The sequence below is a fragment of the Chryseobacterium soli genome (assembly GCF_000737705.1).
Classification (GTDB): Bacteria; Bacteroidota; Bacteroidia; order Flavobacteriales; family Weeksellaceae; genus Chryseobacterium; species Chryseobacterium soli.
In genome coordinates this window covers 260,912-279,351 of the sequence record NZ_JPRH01000002.1, presented here as the reverse complement: position 1 = coordinate 279,351, position 18,440 = coordinate 260,912, and the positions used below count along the sequence as shown (strand labels likewise).

Genomic DNA, 18,440 nt, shown 5'->3' with positions numbered 1-18,440 from the left:
GTAATTAATTAATTTTCCGGATTGGTCCATTCATAAAAGTTGACGGAATCATACAATTCAAAACCACATGCCGGATACAGCTGATTGCCAATATCATTATTTTTTCCTGTTTCCAGTAAAATACCTGCAGCTTTCGAAAATCTGCATAAAGTTTTGGCTTCCTCAATCAAAGCTTTAGAATATCCTTTTCCTCTATAATTTTCATTCACATAGAGATCATTCAGCAGCCAGTAACGGCACATTCTTGTTGAAGAAAATAAGGGATATAACTGCACAAAGCCGACCAAATTTCCGTTATTTTCTGCTACAAAAATTTCCGAATCTTTGCTTTCAATTCTTTCTTCTAAGAAGGATTCGGCACCTGAAACATCTGATTCTTTATGATAGAAAACCCTGTATTGATCAAATAATTCTGCTAATTGAGATACATCCTGAATAGTCGCTTTTCTGGTATTACTCATAATGATTATAAATGATGGTCATAGCTTAGTACTCTTTTCATTTTCCAGTCTTTGCCATCCAAAATCCATAAGATGGTAAATTTCGCACGACTGCCTTTATTCCATTTTCCTTTATCAAGTTCAGCAAAATCATGTTCTCCTTCCTGAATGAAAGCATACAACACTTTGTTGTTGTACAACGGATACACTTTCATGCTGTTGGGCACCAGTTCTCGTCTCACTTTATTAGGATTACCGCAAATATTATTTTTGATGGAAGCTGTAAAAGCCTCTTTTCCCGAAGTAATTCCTCCTTTGTCATGATAAAATTCCAGATCATCACTGACAATGGAATCATAATGAGAAAGATCACACTTATTAAAACCGATATCGAATATCAGACTGTCGAGCTTTTTTGCTGTTTTATACAGCTCGTCAGTTGGTTTAACCTGAGCATATACCATCTGACTGAAGAAACCCAGAAGAATTAAAAGTTGAATCTTTCTCATTATAATATGTTTAGAAATGGTTAAGAAAAAGCTTTTTCCAGATCTGCAATCAGATCTTCTGCATCTTCGATTCCAACGCTTAGACGAACTAAATCATCTGTAATGCCTAATTCTGCACGTTTTTCAGCAGGAATTGAAGCATGCGTCATCAAAGCAGGATGATTGGCCAAAGATTCTACTCCGCCTAATGATTCAGCCAGGGTGAAAACTCTTACTTTTTCTAAAAACTTCACAGCATCTTCTTTTTTCCCGGATTTGAAGGTAAATGAAACCATTCCTCCAAATTCTTTCATTTGAGATTTCGCAAGCTCATACTGAGGATGAGATTCTAATCCCGGATAAATTACTTTGTCTACTAAAGGATGAGTTTCCAGGTATTTTGCCACCTTCAATCCGTTATCAGAATGTCTCTGCATTCTTAAGGCTAAGGTTTTAATTCCTCTCAATACCAAATAAGAATCGTGTGGACCTAAAATCCCACCGCTTGCAAATTGAATAAAGTGAAGCTGCTCTCCCAGTTCTGCGTCTTTAGCAATAAGGGCACCTGCAATTACATCAGAGTGTCCGCCTAAATATTTTGTAGCAGAATGCATCACGATATCTGCCCCTAAATCAATTGGTCTTTGGATATAAGGAGTTGCAAAGGTATTGTCTACCGCTACCAGTATATTTTTCCCTTTTGCTATTTCTACCACAGCTTTGATGTCTACAAGTTTCATCAATGGATTGGTTGGAGTTTCTATCCAGATTAATTTTGTTTTATCTGTAAGAACTTCAGCAATTTTAGAAACATCATCAAAATTCACGAACGTAAATTTCAATTGATATTTTTCAAAAAGTCTGGTGAACATTCTGTACGTTCCGCCATATAGATCATCTACCGCAACAACTTCATCTCCCGGATTTAATAATTTCAGCACACAGTCGATGGCTGCAAGCCCTGAACCGAACGCCAATCCTCTGGCACCGTTTTCAATACTTGCCAGAGAATCTTCCAATGCCTGTCTGGTAGGGTTGGCTGCTCTTGAATATTCATAACCGGAATGTACTCCCGGACTTTTTTGTGCAAATGTAGAGGTTAAAAATACAGGAACATTTACCGATCCTGTAGCAGATTCATGATGCTGCCCTCCGTGAATAACTTTTGTATTAAAATTCATGATTTAAAATTTAACAATTTAATAGTGTAACAACTTAACAATAATAATGCCTTTCATCGGTCACTATTAAATTGCTGTAGTGTTATATTTTTACATTTTAATCGCAGACTTGATGGCAAATTCTTCAGCAATTTCTTCCAACCACTGTGCTACATCTTCCTCACCTGTTGCTCTCTGATAGGTACTTCCTAAAGATACCATAATCTGGTGGATAAACATCTTCATTTGATCTACAGGCATTTCTTTAGTCCATAAATCGATTCTTAATGCTTCCATAGCTTTATCATCCCAAACGGAAATCATCGTAGCTTTGGTTTCTTCTTTTTCAACCCCCCCATCCTGTGCGTTCCAGGTAATGCTTTCCGGGATGTGATTTTCATCCAATTCTACGTCTATCGTTATTTGAGTCTTTCTCATTTTTTCTATTTTTCTAAATTGTATACTATCTATTCTTTTAACTTCGGTTTATATCCTGACTGATTAAAAATTACGGTAGCATCCATTTTCAGGAAGTCTGTAAGTTTTGTTTCAGGTTTTTCTGCCAGGTATTTTTTACAGATCTGCCATCCGGTAAAAATTCCAATCTGTGGAGAAGATTCGTTGTCGATCTCCGTATAAAACTTTGAAAATGGTCCCGGCGTGATGAAACGTTCTTCCAGCCTGTGGTCATCTCCAAAAATCAAATTACTTTCCACAAAATAATTCCAGATATTCGCTTCATTTGCTTTCGCCCATTCATATTGTTTCTGGGTATAGTTTATTTTAAGATAATCAGGAACATCCGGTAAAAAGGCATCCTGAAGGATCATGATTTTTCCGTTAAGGACCATCTGATCTATAAATTTCTGGTGGTCAGGAGATGCGGTCACAATATTTTCAGCAAAAAGGCGCGAAACTTTAGGAACAATATTCTGCGGATTCATCGATTTCTGAAAGTACATTTCCAGGCCTTTATAATTGGCATTTCCATCACCCATAAAACCGGTAATATCAATGAATAAAAGATTCCCCTTGTCATCATAAAAAATAGGATCCTGAATCATCTGCAGCGCTGATGAAAACAGATAGACCTTAGGACTCTTAAATTTCGGAAAATAATATTTGATATGGGAAAACAAATCCTGTAACTCCTTTTGAAGTTTATTCTGGTCTATTTTGGCAGCAGCTTCTTTGTAGATTTTAATCTCAGACTCATCTCCTCTTCTTTTTTCAAAATCCGCATCGCTCACAGTGCCCTGAAACCAGGGAAATTTGGCTTTAAACTGATCCAACGGCATTTGCTGGTTGTAAAATTCTTTTGAAATATCGGTAAGTTCAACTTTTTCAGCTGTATTTTTCACTTCTACTTTCCATTGGTTTTCAGGTTCTTTTTTGCAAGAATTTAATCCTAAAACTAAAAGAGAAGAAAGCGTAATAATTCTAAAAATCTTCATTATTTTTACATGAAATTTATGTTTTACAAAAATAAGGATTAAAAACACAATTAATAATGAAAAATAAAATATTTGCAATCCTCTGCCTTATTTCTGGTCTTTCACTTTTCTCCGGACAAAAACTCGACTTTAAAGATAAAAATCTTGAAAAGGCAGTTGTGGAAAATTTTGACGTGAATAAAAGTGGCTCTATCGAGCAGTTGGAAGCAGATCGGGTAACCAATTTATTTTTGGTGCAAAAAGGGATTACCTCAACGGATGATCTCCGATTTTTCAAAAATGTGAAAATGATCATGCTGGATGACAACAACATTTCCAATGTAATGATCAGAAATATGGATCATCTGGAGCTGTTTTCATGTACCGGCTGTAATATTTCAACATTTGAAGCAGAAAACCTTAAAAGCCTGGCATCTCTCTATCTCGACAACAATTCGCTTCAACACATTTCATTAAAAGCAACTCCCAGAATTGACCAGCTAACGGTATCTTTAAATAAATTAAAAACAATTGATCTGACAATGCTTAAAAATTTAAGGAAACTGAATATTGAGCATAATCAAATCCAAAAACTCGATGTATCCGGAAATCCAGGCCTTCAGACTTTAAATGTAGGGGGAAACAAGATGAAGGAATCTGATATTAAAAAGGGAATGAAAACTGACTTTACGATTTTTGGGGCTGAATAATAATTAGATACAAGACATTCGATATCAAACATCAGACTTTTTATCGAATGTTACAAATTAAAAATAATTTACCTCAATCTGGTTAGGAAAAAACCAGTAATTTTGACATCAATTTTTTTGAGATTCCAAAAGAAAACAATCTGATAAAGACATTAAAAATATAAAAGGGAAAAATACCCCTAAAGAATTTGAATAGACTAAAAAAATAAACAATGCAGACACAAAAAGTAATCGATCATATTGTAAGCTGGCTAAAAGATTATGCTAAAAAAGCAAATGTAAACGGATATGTATTAGGCGTTTCCGGAGGAGTGGACTCAGGAGTTGTTTCTACCCTGTCCGCCATGACGGGCTTAAAAACATTATTAATAGAAATGCCGATCCGCCAGAAAGAAGATCAGGTAAACCGTGCCTGGGAACATATGAATGATTTGAAATCCAGATTCCCGAATGTAGAAACCATGTCTGTTAATCTAACGCCTGCCTTCGAAGAGCTATATAAAACCTTTGACGTACAGGAAGAAATTTACCCTAATGAAAAGTTAGCTTTCGCGAATACAAGAGCTCGTCTGAGAATGCTTACTTTATACTACTACGGGCAGCTTAACGGGCTTTTGGTATGTGGAACAGGAAATAAAGTGGAAGATTTCGGAATTGGATTTTACACCAAATATGGAGACGGAGGTGTAGATGTCTCTCCTATTGCTGATCTGTACAAAACCGAAGTATATAAGCTTGCAAAGGCATTAAATTTGGTAAAAAATATTCAGGAAGCGATTCCTACAGATGGACTTTGGGATGTCGACAGAACCGATGAACAACAGATTGGCGCCACTTATCCTGAGCTGGAAAAAATTCAGAAAGAATATGGAACGAAGACCGCTGACGATTATGAAGGCCGTGATAAAGAGGTATTCTTGATTTTCGACAGAATGCACAAAGCCGCAAGACATAAAATCGATCCGATCCCGGTATGTGATATTCCTGAAGAATGGAGAAACGATTAAGATGGGAAAAGTGAATGGCGAATGGTCATTTTTTAACTTATAGACTGACGTTTGCAATTTACCGCTGACAATTAATAATCTGAAAAGTAAAAGTGAATAGTGAATGGTCAATTTTTTAGTTCACAATTAACATCTTACTGTAGACGATTGATAATATCGTAATAAAAGTGAATGGTCAAAAGTCAATTTTTTAATTCACAATTCACAATTCACCATTGACTATTGATGATATGGAAAATAAAATTGAATAGTGACGTTCAATTCACAATTGACAATTCACAATTCACCATTGACCACTGACTTTTAACCTTTCAACCTTGATAATAATGATATGAATAGTAAAATAAGATCTCTGTTTTTCATCTGTTTAGGACTTCTTTTTGGGATGTCTGTAATGTACGTTTATAATAATTTTATAGCGGAGAAAAAGAATAATCACAACCCTGTAACAACAGAAACCGCCAGTTTGGGAAGCAGTTCTGCACCATCTCAAAATACCGGAGGTTATTCGGCAGATCAGCAGTCAATTGAAAAATTAACGGAAGAGAAAACCGTCATCAGTTATGTAAAACAGCAGCACCGGCTGCCCGACTATTATATCACAAAAAATGAAGCAAGAAAGGAAGGCTGGAATCCATCAAAAGGGAATCTTTGTGAAGCCCTTCCGGGAAAAGCAATTGGTGGTGACAAATTCAGCAACAGAGAAAAAAGACTTCCGGATGGTGAAAAATACTTTGAGGCAGATGTGAATTATCAATGTGGCGGAAGAAATGCAGACCGGATTATCTTTACAAAAGAAGGGGATGTATACCTGACCAAAAACCATTATAAGAGTTTTGAAAAACAGTAATTAATAAGTCATTGCGAGGAGCGAAGCGACGAAGCAATCTTTAAAACTTACAGGTCCATGAAACCAGGCTTTGTTTACATTATGACCAACAAGAATCATACAACTCTTTATACAGGAGTTACTTCAGACCTACCCAAACGAATTCAGGAGCATAAAGAAATGTATTATGAGCAGAGCTTTACATCAAGATACAAATTATATCTATTGGTTTAGTGGGAATCTTTTCAAGAAATAGGAGATGCTATTTTTCGGGAAAAGCAGATCAAAGCAGGCTCAAGACAGAAAAAATTGGATCTCATCAACGCTATGAATCCCGAATAGAAAGATTTGGCTGACAATATTGAAAATATCATGGATATTTTTTGAGATTGCTTCGTCACTTCGCTCCTCGCAATGACAAAAAATGATTAAATAATAGAATATGAAAACAATATATATCGATTTTACAGACATAGGTGACTATGAAGATTTTTATGCGCAATTAAAAGAAAAGATAGCGCTTCCGGAATATTTCGGTGATAATCTTGATGCGCTGTCTGACATCATTACCGGCGGAATGGAAATGCCCCTTCACCTTGAATTCGTCAACATGACGGTAGACCAATTGGAGATGTTTGAAGATCTGCTCGCTACCCTTGAAGATGCAGAAGATGAAATGGAAGACTTTAGTTTCACCTATTATCTGGAGCAATATGATGATGGAGACGAAGATGAAAGTGAGGACACAGATGAGGCTGAATAATTAAAAACATCAATATCAATAGTTTAATAGAATATTATTCTCTTTTTAGCTTGTTTTTAGAAATAAAAGATCAATATTTGCAGCCTAGCAATTATCAATCTACATGTTAAACTAAACCATGAAAAGAGTACAATTTTCTCTTCTATTCTTATTTACGAATTTCACGCTCATCATTGCACAAGTTGGTATTAATAATCCATCACCAGTTTCCACCCTGGATATTACTGCCAGGAATGCTACAGGAACTTCCACCAATACAGATGGATTGTTAGTTCCCAGAATAGACCGGCAGAGAGCACAAAATATGACTGGAGTTCCCGTATCCACGCTGATTTATATTAACAGTGTCGCTACGGGAACATTAGCCGGCACCGCAGCCCTCATCGATTCAGTGGGCTATTATTATTTTAATGGAGCGGTATGGACAAAACTTATTACTTCACAGAACATTTATAATGTTGACGGAACTTTATCCGGTACACGAACGGTAACGACCAACGGAAATTCCGTAACCTTCAGCAATGGGGCAAACATCATAAAAATAATCACTTCTGCAACGGATGGAGCCTGGTCTGCCAACAGCTCATCAAGAGGATGGTTAAATCTGGTCGGAGGCTCAGCCAATCTTGATTATTTTGTGAACGCTACCGGCGCACAGCTCGTTTCTTACGGAAATTCCACCCAATTAAGTATCGGTTCTACCAATGCCAGCCCGCTTGTGTTAAAAACAAACGGAATCGAAAGACTTACCATTTTAAATAATGGAAATATAGGTGTAGGAACGTCAGCACCCAATGCAAAACTGGAAATTTCTTCCGGTACAGCCAATACTTCCGGCACAAGATTTACAAACCTTAACTCTGCTTCGCCAATCAGCACCGGACAGACTTTGGGAGTGGATGCTGCAGGAAATGTAATTACACTCGTCAACCCATCACCTGCCAGCGTGACTACCGCTTCTGTAAACAGTACGACAGGAGCGAGTTTTAATGTCAATGACGCTACTGCGGTCATGGTACCGGGAACTTCACAGTCTGTGAATATTCCTACGGGTGGGAAAGCTTTATTTATCAATTTTATGTTGGGGATAGACTATGGCAGCAATCCTACTGGAAGCGGTTCTTCCTATTATGAAGCCAGACTGTATATAGATGGCGCTGCTACGGATTGCTATATGCGTACCCAGGAATACGGTCCCGGTGGATACAGCGCACAATTCAGCTTTAATACGGTGAAATTTCTTACAGCCGGAAATCATACGATCGATGTAAGGATGACAAGAACTTTTAATAATGGGATCGCTTCGGGGGTCAATATGCTTTGTATTCCGATTTCTATGTCATTTAACGCAACCTATTTAAATTAATTTAAATAAAAATCATTTTAAGAATTATAATTTTTCATCGTAAAAATGAATATTCTCCTTAAACTATTTCCTATGAAAAGTATACAACTTTCTATTATACTATCACTTACCACTTGTTCATTAGCCTTCGCACAAATCGGAATCAATACCAGCACTCCATTGTCCACCTTAGATATTAATGCTAAAAATCCCACAGGAACCGCCTCTGAAGTAGATGGAATCCTGGTGCCGAGAATAGACAGACAAAGAGCACAAAGCATGACCGGCATTCCAATCTCTACCCTGATCTACGTTACTACCATTGCTACGGGAACACAAACCGGAACGGCTGTCAATATAGATGCCCCCGGCTATTACTACTATACCGGGACTTCCTGGATAAAATTAAATCCTTCTGTTAATATGTATACTTCAAATGGTACTCTAAGCAGCTTTAGATCGGTAACAACCAATGGGAATCCTATTAATTTTGTGAATGGAACCACTACAGCCGGCATTATCAGCACTGAAACTGAAGGTGGATTTTCTGCAAACGGATCTGTAAGAGGTACCGTAAGCTTATCTTCAGAAACAAATACAGTAAACACATATGCAGAACATGGCAACGCAACGCAACTCAATGTTGCAGGAACGACTCCAAAATTCAGTATGGGAACTACTAATTCCACTCCTCTTGTCCTTAAAACCAACAATTCGGAACAACTGACTCTGCTGAGTAACGGAAATGTAGGTATGGGTACGAATGTTCCTAATACAGCTTTAGAATTAACCTCAGGAACAGCCAATACATCCGGTTTAAGGTTTACCAACCTTACTTCTGCTACGCCCATAGCTGCCGGCCAGGCATTGGGAGTAGATGCAGCTGGAAATGTAGTAACCGTTGCCAATCCCAGTCCGACAAACGTAAGCACTTTTTCGGTGAACAGTATCACTGAGGCCAACTTTAATGTGAATGACCTTACAGCAACGGTTGTATCAGGAACATCACAATCTATTACGATTCCCACTAGCGGTAAAGCCTTATTTATCAATTGCATGCTTGGGATAGATTACATCAGTACTCCTGTAGGAAGCGGGACCGCTTATTATGAAGCAAGGTTATACATAGACGGTGTAGCAACAGACTGTTATATGCGCGCTCAGGAAGTAGGAATCAGTACGAATGTATTTTTCAGCATCAGTACTATTAAATTTCTGGCCGCAGGAAATCATACGATTGATGTAAGAATGCAGAGAACATTCAATAATGGAACAAATTCTGGTGCCAATATGCTTTGTACACCAATTTCAATGTCGTTCAATGCTTCTTATTTAAACTAAGTTTTACCCAATAGGATAAAGCAGTATTGCAATCCTTCATTATCTTAAACATCCTCCATGAAAAGATTTCAACTTTCAGCCTTATTTTTGTTTACGGGAATTGTATTTGTTATAGCCCAAACGGGAATTAATACCAGTCTACCCTCTTCAACCCTAGATATTACTGCAAAAAATGCCACCGGACCCGGTACTGCCGTTGATGGATTGCTCATCCCAAGAGTAGACCGTCAAAGAGCACAAAGCATGACTGGCATTCCCAATTCAACATTGATTTATGTAAACAGTATTGCGACGGGAACATTAACAGGAACTGCCTCCAATATAGATGCTGTGGGATATTATTATTTTAACGGAACAGCCTGGGCAAAATTAGGGCTATCCTCCAATATCTATAATTCGAATGGTGTACTGACGAGTGCAAGAACGATTACCACCAATGGAAACCCCTTACTTTTCACCAATGAAAATACCAATGTCGCCATTGTGACAAGCTCGGGCTTGGGAACACTTGCTGCAAGCGGATCTACCAAAGGATCTATGACCTTAACCGGAGGATCTTCCAATCTCGATATGTATGTAGATGATGCCGGCCAGGCACAGGTAAATTCTTACGGAAACTCAACCAAACTGAGCCTGGGGACTATGAATGCCGCTCCACTTACTTTAAAAACCAATGACATAGAAAAAGTAACTTTATTAAGCAATGGAAATATCGGTATAGGCACAGCAACTCCCAATACAAGATTCGAAATAGCTTCAGGAATAGCCAATGTTTCCGGATTAAGACTGACGAATCTTACCTCAGCAGCACCAATAGGTACAGGGCAGTCTATAGGTGTTGATGCCGCAGGAAATATAATCACTGTGGCGAATCCTACACCGGCCAGTATCAATACGGCTGCCGTGAACAGTACGACCGGAGCCGATTTTAATGTTAATAATCTTACGGCTACAATCGTCACAGGCACCTCACAATCTGTTACCGTTCCTGCGGGTGGTAAAACATTATTCATTAATTTTATGCTTGGAGTAGATTATGTTGGAATTCCTGCCGGAGGCGGACAGGCTACCTATGAGGCAAGATTATATATTGACGGCATTGCTACAGACTGCTATCTCCGAACTCAGGAAACAACAGCAGGAACGAGTACGCAATTTACCATCAACACCGTAAAATCCCTTACTGAAGGAAGCCATACTCTGGATGTAAGAATGATAAGAGCGGTAAATAACGGAACGACATCCGGCATCAATATGCCATGCAGGCCTATTTCCATGTCTTTTAATGCTTCTTATATCAATTAAAGCTAAATCTAAAATACAAAACTCGCAGAAAAAATCTGCGAGTTTATGGTCTAAGTCTTTTTAAGTGCGTCTAATTTAATTTTTACTGTTTGATGAATTTATGATTGTGTGAAACTTCCCCTTTCACGAATATCTGCAGTATATAATTCCCTTTTGACAGGGAGGATACATCAATTCTGTCTTCCCCAGAACTGAATGTTTTTACTTTTTGACCGACCATATTGTATATTTCAGATTTCTCAATGCCTTTAATTCCTTTAATGTAAATAATGTCTGTCGCAGGATTAGGATAAATGGATACATTATTATCCTGTTTTTCATTTTCCCTGGTAGAAAGAAATTCTGACAGATCAAGATAAAATGCAACGATCTGTCCGGATGCATTAGTCCCTACTCCCGCAATTTTTTTCCCGTCTCCGGATATTGCCAGCGGCAGTGACATCGTAACCCCTTGCGTATTGATCCCCAAGCCAGCTGCATAATCATTCAGATTAATACGCCCTGCTGCTGAGGTCCATATAAAGCCCTCTCCAGACATCGGAGGTGCCGAGAATGGCCTGAAAAAGCCAATTACTCTTCTGCCGTCAGCAGAAATTCCCGTTGCCCCGCCTCTGAAGAAGGCAGAGGAATTTGGATGTGTTATATAAACAAGGCCTGCTGTAGCATTCCAAACATAAGGATTGGGCATTGCAGCGCCTATAATTGTATTTCCGTCAGCAGAAACGCCTCCCGCTTCTCCTACATTATCGCCATTGCTATCTGTGATAAAGCTTTCTACTCCGTTTACCCATTTTGCCCCGCTTCTGGTTCCGTCATCTTCATCTTGCCATCCTACAATCACGGTACCGTCGTTATTTACAGCATTGGCTCTCGAACTTCTTCCGGCAATGATGCTTCCCAGATCCGTTACCCCATTTACGGCATCCCATTTTATGGCATGAGCACTTGCTGCTGTAAGCCAGCCCAGCCCTACAATGGTATTTCCATCAGCTGTCATTCCCCAGGTGGAACTTACACTTCCATCCCATCCCGTAGGAACAAGGCCTCCATGATTCGTCCAAGCTGCAGTTCCGGTATCATACGTCGCTATCTCATTAAAATTCGTGTTGGTATTTGTCACCGAAGATGCTATTTTCGTTCCATCACCAGAAACAAGAGTCCTGCCTGCTGCAGGATATCCGTTCGTAAGGTTTCCGATCTGAACCAGACCGTTTGCAGCATCCCATTTAAAGATCCCGCCTCCACTCGTATGCATACTTACCACTCCATTATCAGAAATACTTCCTACAGTATAATTTCCCACGCCCATCACGGTAAGCTGCGCACCCATGTCTGAAAAACCAAACAGCACACAAGCATATAAAGTTTTCAATGAAAGGTTGTAAATTTTTTTCATGTTTCTTTGGGGTTATTATTTTGAATTGGTGGAAACAATATTAATATTATATTTGAATTTTAAAAAGAATTAGGCTTACATAATTCGTGAAATTCAAAAGAACAAATAATATAAATCATTAAAAAACAAACCTATACAAAAACTCTACTTTGAAGACAAATCATAAGGATACAAAAGGAAAAATCAATAAAAATATTTTTTTTCATAAGTGGAGATTGAAAAAAATCATCCAGTTACTGATTATACTGCTCTGCTCAGTTTTTATAAATGGCCAATCCGGTCCTGATTTTAGCATTTTATCAGACAAAGCTTTTCAGAAACTATATCAGAATCCCGATGACTGCATCAGCTATTCCCAGAGCTTACTGATCAGCGATCAGAATATCGAACATCGAATTGTTTTGCAAAATATCATCTCGCAGGCCTATGCCATGAAAGGAGATTATGTACAGTCCGTGAATACATACAGCCAGAAGGAGGATTCAGGAGAAAGAGAAAATCTTTCGTATTTTTTACAGGTATTCGGAGACTATAATCTTGCAGATCAATATCAGAATTTAGATTTATACAACCAGTCAACCAGAATAATTTCTCATTTGCTGGCTGATTCCAGGTTATTGAAAAGTGATGATGCAAAATTAAAAATAACCACCGCCAAACTTTATCAGCTTCAGGCTCTCAATTTTGGACTGAACAGAAATTATCCGGCAGCTTTAGAAAACCTGGGAAAAAGTGATCAATATCTTGGTTCCGGCAATCAGGAAAATCTGATTCTCGGCATTGAAAATAAGATTTTTAAAGCTTTATATCTGATGAGGTCAAATCATTTAGAAGAAGCCCGATCACTTTTAGAATCAGCTTTACTTTTTACAGAAAGCAAAACGGATTACGCCTACCTTCAGGCGATGGTTCATGAAAGCCTTTCCCGCTATTATTTTTTTAAGCAAGAATACACAACTGCTGTAACCCATTTGGAAAAAGCATTAACGAAGGTTCAGAATCTTCCTTACAGTGATTTGAAATCAAAAATTTACGAATCATTATCCAAGAATTATTTTGCGTTGCATAATGATAAAAAATACCATGAATACAACAAGTATTACACAGAAATACAGGCAATACTGGACTCCAATACGAGAGAAGGTATTCGTTATATTATAAAGCTGGTAGAAGCTAATCAAACCAAAAACCTGGAATTTCAGGAGCAGAATGAATCAAAAAAAATAAAGGTATTAGCTTCCATTTTTTCTCTTCTCATCATTATTTTAATCGTTTATTTTTTATTCTTAACTAATAAAAATAAAGAGGTAAAGAAACAGTCTGAATTCTTTGAGAAACAAAAAAAATGGGAAGAAGGCATTCAGATTCAGCCAGCAAATCCAGCCGAAGAAACTGTATTTTCAGCAGAAAAAAGTCCGGAAAAAGATGCAAACAAAATTTCTAAGGAAAAAGAAGATGAAATCCTCCTAAAGCTAGCCGAATGGGAAAAATCTGACCGCTACCTCAACAAAAGTATGTCGATATCGATGCTTTCTGCGCAAATGGGCATTAATACCAAATATCTTTCTGAAGTCATCAACAACAGCAAAGGCAAAAATTTCAACGGCTACATCAATGAATTAAGAATCAATCACATAGCTCATTTATTAAAAACAGATCCTGTATATCTTAATTATAAGGTTAGTTATCTGGCAGAATATGGCGGATTTTCCTCACACAGTGCATTTACCACAGTTTTCAAATCGGTAACCGGCATGTCTCCCAATACCTATATCCAGGAAATAAGTAAAAGCAATACTTTATGAAATTAGCTTTAAAAATAGCTACCGTCTTATTTTTGATGGTCTTATCACCTCTTTCCGGACAGAAGATATCGGATGATTCTCTGATGCAAAAAGCACGAATAGAGATTTATGATAATCCCGACAATGCGATCAACATCTGTAAAACCCTGTTCAAAAAAGAAAAAAACATCAATAACCAGATCAGTATCCTTCTTCTTATTTCTACTGCCAATATTGCCAAAAGAGATTTCGACCAATCTCTGCAATATATTGTAAAAGCTAAAGAATTGGCATTACAGACCAATGATCTCAAAACCCAGATTAAAGTTCTGATTTCAGCCGCCGTCCAATACCAGCAAATGGAACTTTACAGTAAAAGCCTTGAAACCCTTAATGAGGTTGAAACCTATATCGCAAAACTTCCGGACGAAGCCCCTGAAAAGCATACTGAAAGCGGAAGAAGTTATGCCATTCGGGGAATGATCTATAAAAGCCAGTCGAATCCTGAAATTGCCTTAGAAAAACTGCTTATTTCTATCCGGCATTTTGAAAAAGTAACAGCCAGGGAAGGGACCTATGCCAATATCAGTGTTGTTTTTTATAATATTGGCTACTGCTATCTTAAACTCAATCAACTGGAAAAAGCCCACCAGGCATTCCTACAGTCGATGGACTTTGCAAAAAAGAATAAGGCGAAAAGCTTGGAAGCATTTGCATTAAAAGGTCTGGCTGAAGTTTATAAACAAAAAAGAGAAAACGAAACGGCTTTGAAACTGCTTGTTCAGGCAGAAGAACTTTGCAAAAACACGGGTGATTTAACTCTTAATGAAGGTATTTATAAGGAAATGGCTGAAAATTATTTGGCACTGGGACAACCGGCTTTTTATCAAAAATACAATAAGAAATATTTTGAAATGCGCTTTCAGAGGGCACAGAATGAATTGAAATCCATCAATCACGCGATCAACAACCACAACAGAGAAACTCTGATGAAAAGCAGGGAACTGACTTCACATTACCGGTTTCTTACAGCAATCATTGTGGGGCTAAGCCTATTGATCATTGGAGTATTATTATTCTTCATTGTTAAGGTGAGGAAAAAGAATATAAAGTTCCAGAAACACATCCAGCAGATCATCCGGTCGTAGCATTTATTTAATCAAAAAAACACCCCTGAAAAGGAGTGTTTTTTTCTGATATTTTGTTTGATATTATCTGCCGATCACTTCAGTAATTGGATTTCCGATATTTCCGCTTGGAAACTGGATTTTCAATAAAGAAGAAACCGTTGGTGCAATATCAGTCATATTATATGCTTTGTTGCTTTCTCCATGCTGTATTCCCCAACCCATAAAGATTAACGGAATGTGGGAATCATAAGAATTCCATACACTGTGGGTCGTTCCTTTTTTAGCATAAGAAGGAAGCATAGAATCATGGGAGATCAGCTGGATATCACCACTTCGCTGTCTGTTGATACCATTGATGATTCTCTGTTTTATAGGTTCCGGAATAGTAGATTCCTGAACTTTGGTAACGGAAACTGCATATAAAACCGTAGGATCTTTTTCAAGCTCTTTGATCGTAAAATCTCTTACATCATCCAATTCAAGCTTGTTGTCTGCCAACAGTTTTCTGTCAAAATACACTTGATAGTTATCCACTGCATTGATCAGTTTATCCACCCCGAATTTATCTTTTAATTTTTGGTTGATATCCTTTTCCATTCCTTCACCGAAGAAACCCGTTGCTATTTTATGCTCTTGTAAGAATCCTACAGAATGTGCACCTCCATGGTCTGCAGAAAGGAAAATTGTATACTCCCCTTTTCCTACTTTTGAATCCAGATAGCTGAAGAATTGAGCCAGATCCTGATCCAGTCTTATATAAACATCCTCCACTTCAATAGAATTAGGACCATATTTGTGGCCTGCATAATCGGTAGATGCCAGGTTGATCGCTAAAAAGTCTGTGACAGCATCGGCCCCTAATTTTTCGCCTTCCACAGAAGCTTCGGCTAATTTCAGGGTTAATGTATTTCCGAAAGGAGTATAGCGGATGTTATCCTTTTTATCCTGATAATCTTTTGCTAAATTGCTGTAAGGGAAAGTCGGCGTTTTTGCGCTTCCCAAAAGCCCTTCCCATGAAGAGTTATCGGGTGAACTTTCTGTATATTGATTAATAGGAAGTAAGGTATTCCACCCGTTTGCCACTAATTTCTCCGGCTGTTTCTGTGCATTGAAGGATTTCACCCACTGTGGTAATTCATTCATGTACCAGGTACTCGTAATAAAGTCTCCTGTAGAATCATCAAACCAAAATGCTCCGTTTGGAGTATGACCTGCTGGAAGAATAGAAGCACGGTCTTTCAAAGAAACACCAATCACTTTCCCTTGAAAATTAGTAGCCAGCCTCAATTCGTCAGTTACCGTAGTAGACCAAAGATTCTTTGGAGAGTGACTTCCTGCTTTGGCATTCGTCGTTCCTACCGGCTGTACGCTCTCGTCTGCTGTACAATACACATTTTTACCGGTTTCTTTATCCGTCCAGTCGTTTCCGGCAATCCCATGAATGGCAGGAACTGAACCTGTATAAATACAAGTATGTCCCAAAGCCGTAATGGTAGGCACATAGTTGATATGTACATTATTCAGAGAGTATCCCGTATTCAGTAATCTTTTGAAACCATCGTTTCCAAATTTATTATAAAAACGGTATAGATAATCCCAACGCATCTGGTCTACCACCAGACCTACGACTAATTTGGGCCTTTCTACCTGAGAATTTTTGGTCTTCTGAGCATTAATTGTAATTACGGACAAAGCGGTAGCGGCCGCAATTGAAATTTTCCTAAGCATCTGGTACATTTTTATTGACCACAAATTTAAGGGTTTTCAAAGTTTTGGAATGTGAAATTTTATTTAAATTTGAGAATCATACATTTTCATCAATTACTGCATCCATGATTTTAGGAGTATACTGGTATTATCAATTTCCGGAAAATTTATACCACTTCAATTTTTTTCATTTTTTCAAAGGGATTGGAGGGCATGCCAACAACCCCGCAGAACTGGAAGCAAAAGTTTCAGTAGATGATGTCGACCGTTTCCTTGAAAAATTAGAACACCTGAAATCTGAGTTTAATAATACCTATCTGTCATGCAAGATCAATGGAAATCAGCTTATGATGACTATCGGTGATTATAGTCTTTTCGATTATCATTTTGAGTTGGTCCTTGAAATAGAAAAATTACTGATCTTAGAAAATGCAGTTTCACTGGGGCCACGATTTCCATTCGAAATAAAATCAACTAAAAACTTCAATCCTGAAGCAGAAAAATTTCAGACAATAGAACACCGTTTTATTCAGCTTACCGGATCCGATTTCAAAAAAGATAATGCTGAAAATTTTTCCATGAGAATCGACTGCAATCTGCCTTTGGAAGATAAAATAAGTTTTATTCATGATCTTGTACAAATTTGCCATGAAGAACATTTGTCTGTATTCTATTACAACGATTTTGATTTTAAAAACCATTGTAACCTGATGCTCATTTTCAGCAATGGAAGACAGAAAAAAGATCATATACAATCTATTGACATCAATTCTTTTGGAAGTAAAGTCAGGCATCTTACTCAGAAATATCCGCTTCACTTTGGCCACTTTGAAAGTCCGAAATATTATCCTTTACAGGGTCCACATATCGAATTGATGGTGGATGAGGAGTATATTATTAAACGGTAAATTTTTAATACCAGCAACATCTTATCGACAGAAGCTATAAAAGATATTGATATTTTTATTTTGTACCGAATGGTACAATTATTTACCTTTGCTTCAGAAAATAATCCCAATGGCAGGAAGACCCAAAATATTTAACGAGCATGAAGCGGTAGAAAAAGCAACTGAAGTTTTCAGGAGCAAGGGCTATGATACTGCTTCCGCAGACGAATTGCTTGGAGCTATGGGAATCGGAAAAGGAAGTTTTTATCTGGCATTTAAAGGGGGAAAACAGGAACTCTATGTAAGATCTCTCCAGCAGTTTTCAGAACAATTTTATCAGAAATTTTTGGAAAGTGTGGGAAATGCTGAAAATAAAATAGAATTTATTAAACAGTATTTTTTAAGCCTTGCTGATGCTCCCGACTGCGATAAAGAGCGCGGATGCTATTTGGGAAATGCGTTGGTTCAGCTTTCAGAAAAAGACCAGGAAATAAAAAAGACCACTGCTTCCCTGTTGAAAAATTTACAGCAGCTTTTTACAGATATCATCAGAAAAGCACAAAAAAACGGTCAGATTAAAAGTACCGAAGATCCGGAAATTTTGGGATGGCATTTAAGCAATTTATGGAACGGAATTCATGTGACCAGAAGGATGGAGAATTCTCCTGAAACTCTTCGTCCACTCATTACACTTAATCTCAAACTCATCGAGTAA

Annotated in this window: 19 protein-coding genes; 12 read left to right on the top strand and 7 right to left on the bottom strand. The window is 37.8% G+C overall.

What is annotated here, in order from left to right; all coding sequences use genetic code 11:
- Positions 1-8: 8 nt before the first annotated feature.
- The 5 genes from IW15_RS06570 to gldB form a co-directional block, all read right to left on the bottom strand.
- Positions 9-461, bottom strand: a complete 453-nt coding sequence (locus IW15_RS06570; RefSeq protein ID WP_034710127.1) for a GNAT family N-acetyltransferase — start codon at positions 459-461, stop codon at positions 9-11.
- A gap of 5 nt (positions 462-466) precedes the next feature.
- Positions 467-949 carry a nuclear transport factor 2 family protein gene (locus IW15_RS06565; RefSeq protein WP_034710126.1) on the bottom strand — a complete coding sequence of 161 codons (483 nt, stop codon included), beginning with the start codon at positions 947-949 and terminating at the stop codon, positions 467-469.
- Positions 950-969: 20 nt separating this feature from the next.
- Complete coding sequence (locus IW15_RS06560) at positions 970-2,109, bottom strand: cystathionine gamma-synthase (protein ID WP_034710125.1); 1,140 nt, start codon at positions 2,107-2,109, stop codon at positions 970-972.
- A gap of 90 nt (positions 2,110-2,199) precedes the next feature.
- Positions 2,200-2,526 carry a gliding motility protein GldC gene (gene gldC / locus IW15_RS06555; RefSeq protein ID WP_034710124.1) on the bottom strand — a complete coding sequence of 109 codons (327 nt, stop codon included), beginning with the start codon at positions 2,524-2,526 and terminating at the stop codon, positions 2,200-2,202.
- Positions 2,527-2,555: 29 nt separating this feature from the next.
- Positions 2,556-3,542 carry a gliding motility lipoprotein GldB gene (gene gldB / locus IW15_RS06550; protein WP_084681374.1) on the bottom strand — a complete coding sequence of 329 codons (987 nt, stop codon included), beginning with the start codon at positions 3,540-3,542 and terminating at the stop codon, positions 2,556-2,558.
- Positions 3,543-3,598: 56 nt separating this feature from the next.
- Between gldB and IW15_RS06545 the strand changes: the two genes are divergently transcribed.
- The 8 genes from IW15_RS06545 (at position 3,599) to IW15_RS21905 (ending at position 10,821) form a co-directional block, all read left to right on the top strand.
- On the top strand, positions 3,599-4,231 hold the full coding sequence (locus IW15_RS06545) for a leucine-rich repeat domain-containing protein (protein WP_228384314.1): 633 nt from the start codon (positions 3,599-3,601) through the stop codon (positions 4,229-4,231).
- Between the two features lie 212 nt (positions 4,232-4,443).
- Positions 4,444-5,238, top strand: coding sequence for an NAD(+) synthase (gene nadE, locus IW15_RS06540; protein ID WP_034710122.1), 795 nt, complete (start codon positions 4,444-4,446; stop codon positions 5,236-5,238).
- 331 nt (positions 5,239-5,569) lie between these two features.
- Positions 5,570-6,088 (top strand): ribonuclease domain-containing protein, encoded by a 519-nt coding sequence (locus tag IW15_RS06535; protein ID WP_034710121.1) that lies wholly within the window; start codon positions 5,570-5,572, stop codon positions 6,086-6,088.
- Between the two features lie 57 nt (positions 6,089-6,145).
- On the top strand, positions 6,146-6,301 hold the full coding sequence (locus IW15_RS23150; RefSeq protein WP_316931873.1) for a GIY-YIG nuclease family protein: 156 nt from the start codon (positions 6,146-6,148) through the stop codon (positions 6,299-6,301).
- Between the two features lie 208 nt (positions 6,302-6,509).
- The gene (locus IW15_RS06530; RefSeq protein WP_034710120.1) at positions 6,510-6,830 is read left to right on the top strand and encodes a barstar family protein; all 321 of its coding nucleotides are present in this window, start codon (positions 6,510-6,512) and stop codon (positions 6,828-6,830) included.
- A gap of 118 nt (positions 6,831-6,948) precedes the next feature.
- On the top strand, positions 6,949-8,196 hold the full coding sequence (locus tag IW15_RS21915; protein ID WP_051881810.1) for a hypothetical protein: 1,248 nt from the start codon (positions 6,949-6,951) through the stop codon (positions 8,194-8,196).
- Positions 8,197-8,268: 72 nt separating this feature from the next.
- Positions 8,269-9,516: a hypothetical protein gene (locus tag IW15_RS21910; protein WP_131368511.1), complete on the top strand. Its 1,248-nt coding sequence runs from the start codon at positions 8,269-8,271 to the stop codon at positions 9,514-9,516.
- Positions 9,517-9,573: 57 nt separating this feature from the next.
- Positions 9,574-10,821: a hypothetical protein gene (locus IW15_RS21905; protein WP_051881805.1), complete on the top strand. Its 1,248-nt coding sequence runs from the start codon at positions 9,574-9,576 to the stop codon at positions 10,819-10,821.
- Positions 10,822-10,903: 82 nt separating this feature from the next.
- Here IW15_RS21905 and IW15_RS06510 read toward each other — a convergent pair whose 3' ends face one another.
- Complete coding sequence (locus IW15_RS06510) at positions 10,904-12,217, bottom strand: T9SS type A sorting domain-containing protein (protein WP_034710119.1); 1,314 nt, start codon at positions 12,215-12,217, stop codon at positions 10,904-10,906.
- Between the two features lie 149 nt (positions 12,218-12,366).
- Between IW15_RS06510 and IW15_RS06505 the strand changes: the two genes are divergently transcribed.
- The gene (locus IW15_RS06505) at positions 12,367-14,022 is read left to right on the top strand and encodes a helix-turn-helix domain-containing protein (protein ID WP_034710118.1); all 1,656 of its coding nucleotides are present in this window, start codon (positions 12,367-12,369) and stop codon (positions 14,020-14,022) included.
- Positions 14,019-15,149, top strand: coding sequence for a hypothetical protein (locus tag IW15_RS06500; protein ID WP_034710117.1), 1,131 nt, complete (start codon positions 14,019-14,021; stop codon positions 15,147-15,149). Before IW15_RS06505 ends, IW15_RS06500 begins: the two co-directional genes overlap by 4 nt.
- Positions 15,150-15,212: 63 nt before the next feature.
- On the opposite strand, the gene pafA is transcribed toward IW15_RS06500, so the two are convergent.
- On the bottom strand, positions 15,213-16,859 hold the full coding sequence (pafA, locus tag IW15_RS06495) for an alkaline phosphatase PafA (protein WP_034710306.1): 1,647 nt from the start codon (positions 16,857-16,859) through the stop codon (positions 15,213-15,215).
- A 104-nt stretch (positions 16,860-16,963) separates the two neighbouring features.
- Between pafA and IW15_RS06490 the strand changes: the two genes are divergently transcribed.
- The gene (locus IW15_RS06490; RefSeq protein WP_131368510.1) at positions 16,964-17,746 is read left to right on the top strand and encodes a hypothetical protein; all 783 of its coding nucleotides are present in this window, start codon (positions 16,964-16,966) and stop codon (positions 17,744-17,746) included.
- A 109-nt stretch (positions 17,747-17,855) separates the two neighbouring features.
- The gene (locus IW15_RS06485) at positions 17,856-18,440 is read left to right on the top strand and encodes a TetR/AcrR family transcriptional regulator (protein WP_034710115.1); all 585 of its coding nucleotides are present in this window, start codon (positions 17,856-17,858) and stop codon (positions 18,438-18,440) included.